This window comes from Mycobacterium pseudoshottsii JCM 15466, from assembly GCF_003584745.1.
Classification (GTDB): Bacteria; Actinomycetota; Actinomycetes; order Mycobacteriales; family Mycobacteriaceae; genus Mycobacterium; species Mycobacterium marinum.
Map to the genome: position 1 here is coordinate 4,022,161 of NZ_AP018410.1, position 14,812 is coordinate 4,036,972.

Annotated in this window: 14 protein-coding genes, 1 tRNA gene and 1 pseudogene; 8 read left to right on the forward strand and 8 right to left on the reverse strand. The window is 65.0% G+C overall.

Translation table 11 applies throughout. From position 1 onward, the window contains the following. Positions 1–4: 4 nt before the first annotated feature. Both MPSD_RS18325 and MPSD_RS18335 read right to left on the reverse strand, forming a co-directional pair. The gene (locus MPSD_RS18325) at positions 5–1,207 is read right to left on the reverse strand and encodes an ISAs1-like element IS2404/ISMul1 family transposase (RefSeq protein ID WP_420811941.1); all 1,203 of its coding nucleotides are present in this window, start codon (positions 1,205–1,207) and stop codon (positions 5–7) included. Positions 1,208–1,304: 97 nt separating this feature from the next. Then, a pseudogene (locus MPSD_RS18335) lies at positions 1,305–2,042 on the reverse strand (MFS transporter); the annotation flags it as partial. 416 nt (positions 2,043–2,458) lie between these two features. Between MPSD_RS18335 and MPSD_RS18340 the strand changes: the two are divergent. The 6 genes from MPSD_RS18340 to MPSD_RS18365 all read left to right on the forward strand — a co-directional run bounded on the left by MPSD_RS18340 (position 2,459) and on the right by MPSD_RS18365 (position 7,366). Next, positions 2,459–4,105 (forward strand): NAD-dependent malic enzyme, encoded by a 1,647-nt coding sequence (locus tag MPSD_RS18340; RefSeq protein ID WP_086085778.1) that lies wholly within the window; start codon positions 2,459–2,461, stop codon positions 4,103–4,105. 307 nt (positions 4,106–4,412) lie between these two features. After that, positions 4,413–4,829: a hypothetical protein gene (locus MPSD_RS29580; RefSeq protein WP_015356452.1), complete on the forward strand. Its 417-nt coding sequence runs from the start codon at positions 4,413–4,415 to the stop codon at positions 4,827–4,829. Next, on the forward strand, positions 4,826–5,758 hold the full coding sequence (gene cysK, locus MPSD_RS18350; protein ID WP_020786802.1) for a cysteine synthase A: 933 nt from the start codon (positions 4,826–4,828) through the stop codon (positions 5,756–5,758). The genes MPSD_RS29580 and cysK overlap by 4 nt, the downstream gene beginning before the upstream one ends. Before the next feature lie 2 nt (positions 5,759–5,760). Next, positions 5,761–6,447 carry a serine O-acetyltransferase gene (cysE, locus tag MPSD_RS18355; RefSeq protein WP_015356454.1) on the forward strand — a complete coding sequence of 229 codons (687 nt, stop codon included), beginning with the start codon at positions 5,761–5,763 and terminating at the stop codon, positions 6,445–6,447. A 10-nt stretch (positions 6,448–6,457) separates the two neighbouring features. Beyond that, on the forward strand, positions 6,458–6,886 hold the full coding sequence (locus MPSD_RS18360; protein ID WP_015356455.1) for a thioredoxin family protein: 429 nt from the start codon (positions 6,458–6,460) through the stop codon (positions 6,884–6,886). Between the two features lie 27 nt (positions 6,887–6,913). Beyond that, positions 6,914–7,366, forward strand: a complete 453-nt coding sequence (locus MPSD_RS18365; protein ID WP_012395272.1) for a DUF4395 domain-containing protein — start codon at positions 6,914–6,916, stop codon at positions 7,364–7,366. A gap of 85 nt (positions 7,367–7,451) precedes the next feature. On the opposite strand, the gene MPSD_RS18370 is transcribed toward MPSD_RS18365, so the two are convergent. Continuing rightward, positions 7,452–7,527, reverse strand: a tRNA-Asn gene (locus MPSD_RS18370). Positions 7,528–7,733: 206 nt separating this feature from the next. On the opposite strand from MPSD_RS18370, the gene MPSD_RS18375 reads away from it, so the two are divergent. Continuing rightward, positions 7,734–7,979 (forward strand): hypothetical protein, encoded by a 246-nt coding sequence (locus tag MPSD_RS18375; protein ID WP_011739606.1) that lies wholly within the window; start codon positions 7,734–7,736, stop codon positions 7,977–7,979. Positions 7,980–7,993: 14 nt separating this feature from the next. On the opposite strand, the gene dnaG is transcribed toward MPSD_RS18375, so the two are convergent. Together dnaG and MPSD_RS18385 are read right to left on the reverse strand one after the other, a co-directional pair. Continuing rightward, positions 7,994–9,964 carry a DNA primase gene (dnaG, locus tag MPSD_RS18380; RefSeq protein WP_020786801.1) on the reverse strand — a complete coding sequence of 657 codons (1,971 nt, stop codon included), beginning with the start codon at positions 9,962–9,964 and terminating at the stop codon, positions 7,994–7,996. Between the two features lie 41 nt (positions 9,965–10,005). Further along, complete coding sequence (locus MPSD_RS18385; RefSeq protein WP_020786800.1) at positions 10,006–11,283, reverse strand: deoxyguanosinetriphosphate triphosphohydrolase; 1,278 nt, start codon at positions 11,281–11,283, stop codon at positions 10,006–10,008. Positions 11,284–11,426: 143 nt separating this feature from the next. Here MPSD_RS18385 and MPSD_RS18390 point away from each other — a divergent pair, with 143 nt between their 5' ends. Beyond that, positions 11,427–13,415, forward strand: a complete 1,989-nt coding sequence (locus MPSD_RS18390; RefSeq protein WP_020786799.1) for a TPM domain-containing protein — start codon at positions 11,427–11,429, stop codon at positions 13,413–13,415. Positions 13,416–13,623: 208 nt separating this feature from the next. Here the strand turns inward: MPSD_RS18390 and MPSD_RS18395 are convergent, their stop codons facing one another. The 3 genes from MPSD_RS18395 to MPSD_RS18405 all read right to left on the reverse strand — a co-directional run bounded on the left by MPSD_RS18395 (position 13,624) and on the right by MPSD_RS18405 (position 14,717). After that, positions 13,624–13,908, reverse strand: a complete 285-nt coding sequence (locus MPSD_RS18395) for a WXG100 family type VII secretion target (protein ID WP_011740938.1) — start codon at positions 13,906–13,908, stop codon at positions 13,624–13,626. A 62-nt stretch (positions 13,909–13,970) separates the two neighbouring features. Next, a complete protein-coding gene (esxM, locus tag MPSD_RS18400; RefSeq protein WP_011739602.1) occupies positions 13,971–14,267 on the reverse strand; it encodes a type VII secretion system effector EsxM in 297 nt (98 codons plus the stop codon). Between the two features lie 132 nt (positions 14,268–14,399). Then, positions 14,400–14,717, reverse strand: coding sequence for a hypothetical protein (locus tag MPSD_RS18405; protein ID WP_012395276.1), 318 nt, complete (start codon positions 14,715–14,717; stop codon positions 14,400–14,402). Positions 14,718–14,812 lie beyond the last annotated feature (95 nt).

The following is a 14,812-nucleotide window of genomic DNA, read 5'->3' on the forward strand; positions in this document are numbered from 1 at the left end:
TTGATTAGCAGGCTTGTGAGCTGGGGGATTGTGGATTGAGGAGGTCTAGGCGGCGGTTGGCGGTCAAAGCGGTGATCCGGCAGGCTTCGGCGATGTTGTCGGCGCCGTTGAGGCGGTGCAGATTGATCGCGGTGTTGCGTAGCGTTGCTAGGACCTGTGCGCCGTTTCCGGTATGTGCCCTTTGACGGTCTTCGTCGAAGGTGACGTCGCGTATCCAGTGCAGGCTGTTCTCGATTCCCCAGTGTTGACGCATCCAGGTCATGATCGCGGTAGGGCGGGCGTGCTCGAACGGCAGGCTGCAGATGGCATAGACCACCTCCACGCTGCGCTGGTCGGTGGCGGTGATCAAGCGTTCACGAGTGATCCGGATGATTTGTTTTGCGTAGGGGAAGCCGATTCCTCGTGCAGCGGTGATGATTTGCAGGGTGCGGGTCTCGACACGGCCGTGGCCGCGGGAGTCGTCGGTAGCGGCTGCGGGCACCTCGGCCCAGGGCAGCGCGGTGATACGCGCAAATATTTTGGCTTGGTTGGGCTTGACGATCATCAGGTAGTGCGACTTCAAGGTGGCGCAGATCAACTTCGCGGTGACGACCTGGGTATGCATCGCATCCACGGTGACCAGCCACCGCAAGCTACCCGGCAGCAGCGTGAGCAGGGCGCGTACGCAGGGAATTTCATTGCTTTTCTCGGCGACAGCGAGTTGACCGAGCACCAATCGGGCACGGTGGGCGAACACCGACACGAGATGCGTGGCTGTCGCTTTGGCGCGTAAAGCACCACGCAGCATCTTGCCGTCCAACGCGATCGGCACCAATCCACTGGGGTCGCTGCTGGCCACGTGTGCAGTGAAGTAACTGCCTATCCTGGCGTTGAGGTCGGCGGGGTCTAGCCGAGACAAAACAGCGCGGAAGGTCTTCTCACTGGGCCGCCGGAACCGGACCCCTAATTGGGCCAACACATCATCGGGAGCGGTGGCCGCCCATGTGGCAAAACCAGCATAGCCGCGCATCCCCGCGGCAGTGGCCAGAACCGCAATCGCCAACAAAGCCATCAGCGAATACCTCCGACCGCGTGGGTCCCTCGGGTCTGGCACCGAGGCCAACACATCGAGAAACTCCGATCCGATGAGCTCGCTGCGCTCACCAGGACTCCAGCGGTCGAACACCTCTGGAACCGACGACACAGGCAATACTGAAACGGTAGGCACGGGCAACTCCAGACCAACGACGAACAGTAACCAACTCGATCGTTCTCCAGATAGCCCGTGCCTACACTCCGGCCCCAATAGCGCGGCACCAAAGATCATCAACCCAGCTCACAAGCCTGCTAATCAACAACGCCGGAGCCCTGATGAGCAGAGTAAGGATCAGCGGCGATGTCCAGCCGATCTGGGGGCCCTCAATTACGGCATAAACAAAGGCTCCCACGGTGACGATGAACAGCGCCTGACCAGACAGATCCAACCGGCCGGCCCGGGCGTTGCGCGACTCCGCCACAAATCCGACGGTGAGCAGAATGACGAACACCCCCATGGGCACGTTCACGTAGAAGATGCTCCGCCACCCCCACGTATCCACCAGCAGACCGCCCAGCGTCGGGCCAGTAGCGGTGCCCACGCTGGCGACCGCGGTCCAGATCCCGATCGCTCGCGCTTTCTCCTTCGGGTTGGGAAATGCGGCGCTCACCAGTGCCAGTGAAGTGACGCTGACCGTTGCCGCACCGAAACCCTGAACCCCCCGCGCAGCGGTGAGCATCGCGATCGAGGGCGCCAAACCGCAGGCGATCGATCCCAGCGTGAACAAGACGATACCCATCAGGTACCAGCGACGGCGGCCGTAGCGGTCGGCAAGCGTGGCGGCCGACATGATGAAGACCGCCATGCCGAGGCTGTATGCCGCCACCACCCATTGCAGGCCGTCCTCCCCCACTCCAAAGGTATTTTGGATGTCCGGTAGCGCCACATTCACGATGAACGCGTCAAGGAAGATCATGAATAGGCCAAGCCCGGTGGCAAAGATGGTGAGGAGCTGAGTGCGGTTCATACCGGCCCCGTTCATCAGGCATTGGGAGCGCGTCCCGATTGCGTGAATTTCGGCAACGATCTGCGGTGAACTGTAAGCTTCGATAACCGTCGGTGTCCGCGAATTTGTAACTTGGCGTGAATAAATATGTGCCGGCAGCTTCCTTATGCCCGATTGCGGCGAGAGATCATTCACCATGGTCCCGGCCGGGCTCCCCAAACCCACCCGTAGCGTGCGCCCAGGGCGCGGCTTGGCCAGCGCGGCGTCCGGGCCGACAACGCCGAAAACGCCTCAGCGACAGCGGTATGCGATACCGGAAGCCCGACCAGTCCGCCGGGAAACAGCCGGCAGAAACGCGCAGGCGCCGATCATCTTCCCGGGGCCGCCGCGGGGCGTTACCGTGGCTTAACTCGTCAAGTCACGGATGGAGGCTATCGATGAGCGATGCCCGGGTGCCTCGGTTTCCGGATGCGTTGTCCACACCAAGTCTCAATCGCGGCGTCGGCTTTACCCACGAGCAACGTCGAGCACTGGGCCTGACCGGCCGACTGCCCGCCGCCGTGCTCACCCTGGACCAACAGTCCGAACGCGTATGGCATCAGCTGCAAAGCCTGGCCACTGACCTGGGCCGCAATCTGCTCCTGGAGCAGCTGCACTATCGCCACGAACTGCTGTACTACAAAGTGCTGACCGAGCACCTGGTCGAGCTCATGCCGGTGGTGTACACGCCCACCGTCGGAGAGGCCATCCAACGCTTCTCGGATGAATACCGTAGTCAACGGGGATTGTTTCTGAGCATCGATGAGCCCGATGAGATCGCTGCTGCCTTCGAAACGTTCGGTCTGGGTCCCGACGACGTCGACCTGATCGTCTGCACCGACGCCGAAGCCATCCTTGGCATCGGAGACTGGGGCGTCGGGGGCATCCAGATCGCGGTGGGCAAGTTGGCCCTGTACACCGCGGGCGGCGGCATCGACCCTCGCCGCAGTCTGGCGGTGTCACTCGATGTCGGTACCGACAACGAACAGCTGTTGCAGGACCCGTTCTATCTGGGTAATCGCCATGCCCGGCGCCGCGGCGAGGAATACGACCAGTTCATCAAGCGCTACATCGAGATCGCCCACCGGCTGTTCCCCCGCGCGATGCTGCACTTCGAGGACTTCGGGCCGACCAACGCGCGGATGATCCTGCGGACATACGGTGCGGACTACTGCGTGTTCAACGATGACGTACAGGGCACCGGCGCGGTGGTGGTGGCGGCCATTGACGGCGGATCCCATGTCACCGGAGTCCCGGTGCGCGACAACACGGTGATTGTCTTCGGCGCCGGTACCGCCGGGGTTGGAGTCGCCGACCAGATCCGTGACGCGATGGTCGCCGATGGCGCCACCGTCGAGCAGGCAACGTCGCAGATCTGGGCCGTCGATAAACAAGGCCTGTTGTTCGACGACATGGCTGACCTGCGCGAGTTCCAGGTGCCCTACGCCAAGAACCGGGCCCGGCTAGGCGTCGGCGCCTCGGATCGGGTGGGCCTGGTCGACGCGATCAAGCTCGCCGCACCGACCGTCCTGCTCGGATCCTCGACCGTCTCCGGCGCATTCAACCAAGAGGTGGTCGAGGCGATGATGCAATCGTGCGATCGCCCGATGATCTTTCCGCTGTCCAATCCGACCTCGCGGATGGAGGCCATGTCCGCCGACGTGCTGGCGTGGTCGGGAGGAAAGGCGTTGGTTACCACCGGCACCCCGGTCGCACCCGTCGAATACCACGACATCGCCTACACGATCGGCCAGGCCAACAACGTGCTGGTGTTCCCCGGCATAGGGCTGGGCGTGATCGTGGCCGGGGCCCGGTTGTTGACCCAGGGCATGCTGCGAGCGGCAGCGAAAGCCCCTGCGCACCAGGCGAGTCCGACAACGACCGGGGATTCCCTGCTGCCGGATGTCCAGAACCTGCGGGGGATTTCGAGAACGGTCGCGGCGGCCGTGTACCAAGCAGCCGTCGCAGACAACGTGGCCACCAGAATCCATGCTGACGTAGGTCAGGCCATTCGCGAAACCATGTGGCTGCCCGAATACGACTAGTGTCGGCGATCGCGCTACCGCTCCAGACCCGCCCCGCAGCCGTGAACCGGCACGAGCCAGCAGCCAAGCCCACTCGACGCGCATGCCGGGCCCTGCCGTCCGAACAGGCGGAATACCCGCATGCCTTATAGTAGAGCCATGCAACAGGCCGCACAGCTGAGCTTTGTCCTCACGCGCTGCCCCGCCGTGGACTGTTGTTGTTGCTGTTGATTCCTGACGCGTTCTGACCGTCCAGTAATCGTCGCCTCTGTCGCCTCATGGATTGTGACGCAAGCTGACCAAAGTCTTCAGGAAGACCAACCCCGCTATGACTGTGTTATCCGTACCCAACCGCAAAGCCCGGGCGGACCGGACACCGCGCTACCACCATCTGATCAGCCCGGCCGCCGCGCGAGTGGCGGTAAAGCCGGGCAACGGCGTTGTCCGGCAGGACATCTCAGCGTTTCCCGCCGTTAACCCGCGCACTTGTACCGGCCCGGACGTCGGCGAACTCGACCAGCCCACCACCGCTTCCGGCTCCGCTTTCTCGGACCAACCACGGGCGCCAATCCCCCTGAGCCTCAGCGGCACTGGCCGCGTCGGGCGCCCCGGTACCGAGGCGGCCGCCGGCGCCACGCACCGACTCCCAGTTTGGCCAACGACTCCTGCTCCCACCACAACCGAGTTCGACCGCATCCGGGTGGCCGCCGCGGGCGGCGCCGACACCGACGGAGACTGCCAATGACCATCGCAGAAAACATCACCCAGCTGATTGGGGGTACGCCGCTGGTCCGGCTGCGGCGGGTCACCGACGGCGCAGCGGCCGATGTCGTCGCCAAACTGGAATCGTTCAATCCAGCCGGAAGCATCAAAGACCGCATCGGGGTCGCGATGATCGATGCGGCCGAGAAAGCCGGTCTGATCAAACCCGACACCATCATCCTCGAACCGACCAGCGGCAACACCGGCATCGCGCTGGCCATGGTGTCCGCCGCACGCGGCTACAAGTGCGTGCTGACGATGCCGGACACGATGAGCATCGAGCGGCGCATGCTGTTGCGCGCCTACGGCGCCGAGCTCGTCCTCACCCCCGGCGCGGAGGGCATGGCGGGCGCCATCGCCAAAGCCGAGGAGCTGGCCAAGACCGACGACCGATACTTCATCCCCCAGCAATTCGAAAATCCGGCGAATCCGGCGGTCCACGCCGTCACGACCGCAGAAGAAGTGTGGCGCGACACCGACGGCAAGGTCGACATCTTCGTATCCGGAGTCGGGACGGGCGGCACAATCACCGGAGTTGCCCAGGTCATCAAGCAGCGCAGGCCTTCGGCCCAGTTTGTTGCCGTGGAACCGGCGGCGTCCCCGGCGCTGTCCGGTGGACAGAAGGGACCGCACCCGATCCAGGGCATCGGTGCGGGATTCGTGCCCCCGGTGCTCGACCTCGCCCTGGTCGACGAGGTGATAACCGTCGGCAACGACGATGCCCTCGAGCTGGCCCGACGGATGGCAACCGAAGAAGGACTGCTGGTCGGCATCTCGTCGGGCGCGGCCGTGTGGGCGGCGCGCGAGCTAGCCCACCGGCCGGAGAACGCCGGGAAACTCATCGTCGTCGTCCTACCCGACTTTGGCGAGCGATATCTGAGCACGGTGTTGTTCGCGGATCTGAGCGAGTGACCATGCTGACCCAGATACGACGCGACATCCAGGCCGCCAGACAGCGTGATCCGGCCCGGCCCACCACGCTGGAGGTCATCTTCTGCTACCCGGGCGTGCACGCGGTGTGGGGACACCGGATCAGCCACTGGTTGTGGCGTCGTAACGCCCGTCTGGTGGCGCGCGCGCTGGGCGAGATCAATCGCATCCTGACCGGTGTCGATATCCACCCCGGGGCCGTACTCGGTGGCGGGCTGTTCATCGATCACGCGACCGGGGTTGTCATCGGTGAGACCGCAGAGGTGGGCGACGACGTCACGCTGTACCACGGTGTCACCCTCGGCGGCACCGGCACCGACGTCGGCAAACGCCATCCCACTCTCGGCGACCGGGTGATCATCGGCGCGGGCGCCAAGATCCTGGGCCCGATCAAGATCGGCGACGACAGCCGCGTCGGCGCCAACTCCGTCGTCGTCAAAGAAGTCCCGTCGAGTGCGGTGGTGGTGGGGGTGCCCGGACAGGTCATCAGCCGCCAGGGGCCGTCTGGAGACGACGACTCGCTACTACCCGATCTGGTGGGGGTCAGCCTGCAGTCGCTGCTGACCAGGGTGGCCAGGTTGGAGGCGCAGGTCGACGACCGCCCGCCCAACGCGCGGGTGATCCGGCCGCCGGAGGCCGGGGTGTGGCACGGCGAAGACTTCTCGATCTGAGGATTGGCCGATGAGCACCACTTTGATAGCCGCCTCCGCGATCGTCGCGGCCCTGACCGGGGCATCGGCGATCGGGCTGACGGTCAATCGCCGCGCGGGAGTGTTGCGTGAAACCGGCCCCTCGACCGACCGCGCGCACCAGGACACCTCGGATCTTGGCCTATCTGAAACCAGGCCCACCGTCATGCACTTCAGCGCCAATTGGTGTGGCCCCTGCGCCGCGGTGCGCCGCGTGGTCGATCAGGTATGCGAGGAGCTACCCGATGTGGCACACGTGGAGGTCGACATCGACGCGAATCCGGTCGCGGCGAAACGGCTGTCTGTGCTCTCCTTACCCACTACCTTCATCTTCGACACCGACGGGCGGCAGCGATACCGCACCGCGGGTGTCCCGAAGGTAGCTGACCTGCGGGCAACGCTGATCCCCTTGCTCACCTAACCGCCACCGCCGGACAGGAGCGGCCAGATGCCCAGCCATCCAAGTCAAGTGGATGTACGAGGCCCGCGATTTGCCGCGTGGATCACCACGATGGTCCTGATCCTCACCCTGGTCGTCTCCATCTCCAGCACCCGGGCCGCAGCGGTGATCCTGGGCGTCCAGACCATGGTCTTCGCCGTCACCGCGCTGCGGGGTCCACGCCGCAGCCCCTATGGATTCCTGTTCGCCAAACTCGCCGCTGCGCGACTTGGACCGGCGCGGGAACTCGAGCCGGTGCCGCCACTGCGGTTCGCCCAATTGGTCGGACTGGTTTTCGCCGCCGCCGGCGTCGTCGGCTTTGCCCTCGGGGTACCGCTGTGGGGCGTCGTCGCGACCTCGTTGGCGTTGTTCGCGGCCTTCCTCAACGCGGCATTCGGTATCTGCCTGGGCTGCCAGCTCTACCCACTGGTCGCCCGCCTTCGCCGGGCACCCATTGCCTGAGCGGTAATTATCGCAGCGGGTTAACGGGTAGCGGCGATGTCCGCGGAATGCCGGTCAATCGATCAAGCGACCCGTCTAACTATCTTGGCTCCCCCGGGAGGACTCGAACCTCCAACCCTTCGGTTAACAGCCGAATGCTCTGCCAATTGAGCTACAGGGGACTAACCGGTCCATGCGAACGGTGGCGCAGATCGCGGGACGACTCTAGCGTACTGGTAGACCTGCGCCCAACTATCAGAGGGACCAGATACCCACCCGATCGTCGTTTTTTCGGCGCCGCGCACCCGGCTGGAGGGATCGGGCGAGCGCACCGCCGTGCCCGTGAGGCAGGATAGAAGCAACCGCACCGTTAGTCGGAGGGACAGCATTGATCGGGTATGTCGCCCTGCTGGGACTGGGTTACGTGTTGGGCGCGAAGGCCGGGCGCCGCCGTTACGAGCAGATCGCCGGCACCTATCGCGCGCTTACCGGCAGCCCCGCCGCCAAAACGGTGATCGACGCCGGACGCCGCAAGATCGCCAACCGCGTCTCCCCCGATTCCGGGTTCGTCACGTTGACCGAGATCGACACGCAAACGGTCGTCGTTGAACGCCAACCCAAGGCCGCACCCTGACCTGACGCCCCGTCTCACGCGGTGAGGTCATCGCCGCTGGCCTGTTCCAACAGGCTGCGTCGATAGGCCTCCATAGCGACCAGGTCGCCAAACAGCGCGTGATACTCGTCGCCTTGTTCAATCGGTGACATCCGCTGGAGCTTGGATTTCACCTCGGCGATCTGCCGGCCCATCCAGACCTCCTGCAGCCGGGCCAGGACACCACCGATGTAGCGGGGCAGTTTCTCCTCATCAACCTGGATCGTCTCTACCGTCAATTCACTGATCAGCCCTGAGGTCAACGGTGAAGTGGTCTGTTGGCGCACCATGTCCATCCATTGCGCCCCGGTGACCCCGGTCGCCGTGCCGCCCGCCGCGTCAATGGCTGCTCGCACCGCGGCGTACCCGGGGTGGGTGAAACTCTCGACGGTCAGGGTGTCGAAGACCGGCCCGGCCAGCGCCGGGTACTGCAGCGCCGATTTGAGCGCCTCACGCTGCGGCCACAGCGTCGGATCACGCGGGTCGGGGCGAGCGGCGGCCGGCTCGGCAGAGCCCGTGTCAGTGGACTCGTGAGCGACGCGACGAGGTGTCTTGGTCGCGGCACCACCCCGGTTCGGTCTGGTGGCGTTCTTCGCTTCGCCACGCACCCGGTCGATGACTTGAGCCACATCGTCCCAACCGACCCAACCGGCCAACTGCCGGGCGTACTCGTCGCGCAGCGTGGGGTCTTTGATCTGACCCACCATCGGTACGCAGCGGCGTAACGCGCCCACCCGGCCCTCGGCGCTCTCCAGGTCCGACTCGGCGAGGGCGGTGCGGATCGCGAACTCGAACAACGGGGTCCGTCGGGCCACCAAGTCACGCAGGGCGGTATCGCCCGAGGCCAACCGCAGGTCACAAGGGTCCATCCCGTCCGGGGCGACCGCGACAAAGGACTGACCGGCCAAATTCTGTTCACCGTCGAAGGCCTTGAGCGCGGCGGCACGGCCCGCTTCGTCACCGTCGAAGACATAGATCAGCTCGCCCCGAAAGAAGCTGTCGTCCATCATCAGCCGGCGCAGCATCGCCAAGTGCTCGTCGCCGAACGCGGTGCCGCAGGATGCCACAGCCGTGGTGACACCGGCCAGATGCATGGCCATCACGTCGGTGTAGCCCTCGACCACCACGGCCTGATGCCCCCTGGCGATATCGCGCTTGGCCAGGTCGATTCCGAACAGCACCGAGGACTTCTTGTACAACAGCGTCTCGGGGGTGTTGACGTACTTGGCGTCCATCGGGTCGTCATCGAACAACCTCCGCGCCCCGAACCCGATCACCTCACCGGCCGAGGAGCGGATGGGCCACAGCAGGCGCCGGTGAAACCGGTCGATCGGGCCACGTCGCCCCTGCCGGGACAACCCGGCCGCCTCCAGTTCCTTGAACTCAAAGCCCTTGCGCTGCAAATGCTTTGTCAAAGAGTCCCACCCCGACGACGCAAAGCCGCAGCCGAAGTGGTGGGCGGCCGCAGCGTCAAAACTGCGCTCGGTCAGGTACTTACGGGCCAGTGCCGCCTCGGGGGACTCGAGGGCCTCGGCGTAAAACGCCGCGGCGGCCGCATTGGCGGCAATCAGCCTGCTGCGGCTGCCGCGATCACGCTGCACACTGGTGGCCGCGCCGGTGTAGCTGATCGTGTGACCGATCCGGTCGGCGAGCAGTTCCACCGCCTCGACGAAGCTGACGTGTTCGATCTTCTGCACGAACGCGTACACGTCGCCGCCCTCACCGCAGCCGAAGCAATGGAAGTGGCCGTGATTGGGTCGCACATGAAACGACGGCGACTTTTCGTTGTGAAACGGGCACAGACCCTTGAGTGAGTCGGCGCCGGCGCGTCGGAGCTGGACGTAGTCGCCGACGACATCCTCGATGCGGGCGCCTTCGCGGATGGCGGCGATGTCACGATCAGAAATCCGCGACCGGCCTCCCGAACCGGGACGACCCGCATCTCTAGTACCCGCCGGACCCGACATCGGCTCAGTCTAAAGCGTGCACAGCTACGCCATCAGGCCGCTTACCCGACCCTCCCATCGCCCAGCTGCGCGGCGTCGATACGTTCCAAGCGGCCCTCGGTGTAGGAGGCGATCTGATCGACGACGACCCGCATCCGAGCGCCGTCGTCCCCGGCGGCATTGAATGCCGCGGCAAAGATCGGATCGAGCGTGCGCGGCGCCCCCGCATACAGCAGCTGCGCCACCCGGTGGATTCGTTCGCGTTGCCGGGCCTGAGTCTCGAGATGCCGCGGATCGGACATGATGAACTGCAGCGCCAGTATTTTCAGCACCGCGACCTCGGCTCGCACCAACTCGGGCACGTGCAGATCCGCCTGGTAACGCACCAGCGGCCCCGGCCCGGCCGCGGCCCGGGTAGTCGCGATCGCGGCGGACGCGAACCGGCCCACCAGCTCGCTGGTCAACTGCTTCAGCGCGACCGAGGCCGCTAACATCGCGTCGTACTTGCCTACCGCCGCGACGACGGGAAGCCCCGACAGCCGACCGGCAGCCTCCATCAATTCGTCGGCACTGACCCGCGAGAATTCGCTCTCCCCCAGCTTGGCCAGCGCCGCCGCCTCGTCATGGTCGGCAAGCACCCGCAGATCGATGCGTTCGGAGACGACACCGTCCTCGACGTCGTGCACCGAATAGGCGACATCATCGGCCCAGTCCATCACCTGGGCTTCCAGGCACGGCCGGCGCTGCGGCGCCCCCTGCCGAACCCAAAGCGCTGGTTGCAGATCTTGGTCGTAGAAACCGAACTTGCGCCGCGCGCGGCCACGTGGCCAGGGATATTTGGTGACCGCGTCCAGTGCTGCCCGGGTCAGGTTCAGACCCACGCTAAGGCCGTGTTCATCAAGAACTTTCGGCTCGAGGCTGGTCAGAATGCGGAAGTTTTGCGCGTTTCCCTCAAAGCCACCGCATCCGGTGGCGACTTCGTCCAGCGCCCGTTCACCGTTGTGCCCGTAGGGCGGGTGCCCGATGTCGTGGGCCAGACCCGCCAATTCGACCAGGTCCAAGTCGCAGCCCAGGCCGATCGCCATGCCCCGCCCGATCTGGGCCACTTCCAGTGAGTGGGTCAACCGGGTGCGGGGCGTATCGCCTTCGCGCGGTCCGACGACCTGGGTCTTGTCGGCAAGCCTGCGCAGCGCAGCACAGTGCAACACTCGAGCGCGGTCGCGGGCGAAGTCGGTGCGATGTTGACCTTCGGTGCCCGGCAGACCCGCGGTCTTGGGCGCTTCGACCACGCGCCTTTGGCGGTCGAAGTCGCCATACGGCTCCTGTTGCTTTGTGCTCACCGCCCCACAGTCTGCCAGGCAGATCGCCGCCGGGACCCACGGCCGGCGCTCGCGCCGACACTGTTTGCCTCCGGCGGCGAATCGCCCGGACATGCAAAGCCTTGCTTCGATGAGACTGTGTGCTCGCCAGGCTAAATTAGGCTATGCGCATCCCCCGCCTACTTGGCGTGATCTTGATGATCTTCACCACCGGGCTGCTGTTGGCGCCGCCTTCCGGCGCACAACCGCCATTCCGGCTGGCGAGCTATGTCACCGACAACGCTGACGCGCTCACCAGTTCGGGTCGCGCGAAGGTGACAACCGCCGTCAACCAGCTCTACACCGAGCTACATGTGCGGCTCTGGGTGGTCTACGTCGACGATTTCTCCGGGCAGAGCGCCACGAACTGGGCGCAGCGCACCATGCAAACCAGCGAGCTGGGTGACTACGACGCGATACTGGCCGTGGCCACCGTCGCCCGCTCCTACGCGTTCCTGGTGCCGTCCACCGTGGACGGGATCACCTCCAGCCAGGTCGAAAGTCTGCGCCGCAACAAGATCGAGCCCAAACTGCGCGACGGCGACTGGGCCGGCGCTGCCGTCGCCGCGGCGGACGGACTCAACAAATCGCCACGCCCGTCCGGCGGAATACCGCTGCTCGTCGTCCTGAGCGTCCTCGCCGTAGCCGTCGCGATCTTCTGGATTGTGATGCGCTACCGCGCAAGCCGGCGGCGCACCAACGCACTGGCTGCGGCACGGTGGGTCGACCCCACCGATGCCCGGGCTCTCGCCGCGGTGCCGTTGGACGTCCTCGACGAACTGTCCCGGTCAATGGTGGTCGATGTCGACAACGCCGTGCGCACCAGTTCCAATGAGCTCGCCGTGGCGATCGACGAGTTCGGCGAACAACGGACCGCGCCGTTTTCCCAGGCGGTACGCAACGCCAAAGCTGCGCTATCCCAAGCGTTTAGCGTGCGTCAGCAGCTTGACGACAGCACCCCCGAGACACCCGCGCAGCGGCGTGACCTACTAACCCGGGTGATCGTTTCGGCCGCCAACGCCGACCGCGAACTGGAGTCCCAGACCGAAGCCTTCGAAAAGCTGCGTGACTTGGTGATCAACGCACCGGCCCGGCTGGACCTGCTCACCCAGCAATACATCGAACTCACCACCCGCATTGCCCCGACCGAACAGCGACTGGTCGAGCTGCACGACGAGTTCGGGGCCACCGCGCTGAGTTCGATCTCCGCCAATGTCACCTCCGCCCACGAACTGCTGGCTTTCGCCGATAGCAACATCAGCTCGGCACGTGAGTTGTCCGCAAAGGCAGTCAGCGGCCAACAGACGGGTTTGGTGGATGCGGTACGTGCCGCCGAGTCCGCGCTCGGTCAGGCTCGTTCGCTGCTCGACGCGGTGGACAGCGCGGCCGGCGACATCAGACATGCGGTTGCCACCATGCCGTCGGTGCTGGCTGACATTCAGGCGGGCATCCAGCACGCCAACGAGCAATTGCAGAAGTCACCGGCCAACAAATCGGCCTACGCAGCAGAGCTGATCGCGGCCCGCGATGCGGCCGCTCGGGCCGTCGATAACGCTCGCGTCACCGGCGCCGCGGATCCACTGAGTGCATTTGCCCAGCTCACCACGGCAGACGCCGATCTCGATCGACTCCTGGCCGCCATCGCCCAGGAGCAGGCAAACGCCGAACACCTCAGACGTTCACTTGAACAGGCACTGTTCACGGCCGAGTCGCGGATACGCGCGGTCTCGGACTACATCGATACCCGTCGCGGCAGTATCGGGCCGGAAGCCAGGACCCGGCTGGCCGAGGCCGGACGTCGACTCGACGCCGCACAGAGCTACCGATCGACCAATCCGACCGAAGCGATCGCCCAGGCCAACGCGGCCTCGACGCTGGCCGCGAACGCGCAGTCGCTGGCCAATTCCGACGTGCAGGCCGCCCAGCGCGCCTACACGCGCCAGGGCGGCAGCAATACCGGCGCAGTCCTTGGCGGCATCATCATCGGCGACCTCCTCAGCGGAGGCATGCGCGGTGGTTTCGGCGGGTGGAGCCCCACCTCGTTCGGCGGCTCCTCGGGCTCGTCCGGCGACTCATCCGGCGGCGGCTTCCTGGGCGGCGGCGGGCGGTTCTAGCGCCCACGCCCCCAGCCAACGCAACCGTCTCGACCGTCTCGGCGTGTTGCGGACAACGGGAACAATTAGGCACAGGGAACATCAGGCACAAAAATGCGCACGTCCACGTGCGGGCACCGGGTACCCGTACATGGACGTGCACATTTTCGGTAGGGCGGGCGCACCGGCCAGCGGTGCGCCGCCGCGAACCGAAACTTCTCCAGACCTATCAGGCCCAGCTGGAACCGACGGCGCTGTCCGTTTGCGCCATGTTGTTGCCGGCGGCCTGAACCTTCTGGCCGTGCGAGTTGGCCTGCTCGTAGATCACCTGGAAGTTGCGACCCAACTGGGTGATGAACTCCTGGCAAGCCACCGAACCGGCGCCACCCCAGAAGTCGCCGGCGGCCAGCACATCGCGAACGATGGCCTGGTGCTCGGCCTCCAACGAAGCGGCCTGTGCGCGGATGAGGGCGCCGTGGGCGTCGACATCGCCGAACTGGTAGTTAATTGTCATTGAACCTGTTCTCCTTAGCTTGTAAAAGTGTTTGGCTGCAACAGCTTTCGCTGCGGTGGACGTTAGCCGCGGAGGACCTGCTGCGAGGCCTGCTCTTGCTGCTCGTAGTTGTTCGCGTCGCGAACGAGACCGTCACGCACGCCGTGCAGCATGTTGACGATGTTGCGGAAAGCGGTGTTCATCTGACCCATGGTGTCCAGCGAGGTTGCCGAAGCCATACCGCTCCAGCCCGCGCCGGCGATGTTCTGCGAGGACGCCCACATCTTGCGGGCCTCGTCCTCAACCGTCTGGGCGTGCATTTCGAAACGGCCCGCCATGTCCCGCATAGCGTGCGGGTCGGTCATAAAGCGTGTTGCCATCTTGCCTGTCTCCTAATTCTCTCGACTCAGTTACCTGGGATTACTCATGCAGATTGATTGTTGGTATTGCCAACTGCGGGATCCCCAAGCCGCCAATCAATCGTGAAGGAATGACTGTCTTCCCCCTCTCTCTCAACCGGCCGCCGGCGAATTCGGTATCACGCTGCTGGTACGGGGCATCTCGAAATGAGGTTCGGCATTTGCTGCCTCCCACTCCCTCCATTCCGCCCACTCGTCCCACTCGTCGGTACCGGCAGCTGCCGCATCCACGTTTTCTTCGACCACGGCCTCGGCGCCCTCTTCAGGCTCCGGCGCCCAATGGTCGTAGTCATCCGGCGGAACGGCCGTACCCCAGCTGAGCGGAACCGACAAGCCGCAGAGCAGCCCCGACTCACCCCGTTTAGCCGCCACAGCATCAGGTGGCAAGGGCGGACCAAGAGGCAATAGCACGCTGTCCCCTTCCAGTGCCGATCTCAAGACCCCAACTCTCAATGGCGAAACACAAACCACCAAGCACCCGCATCGTAAGCCAATATCGCGGGCCA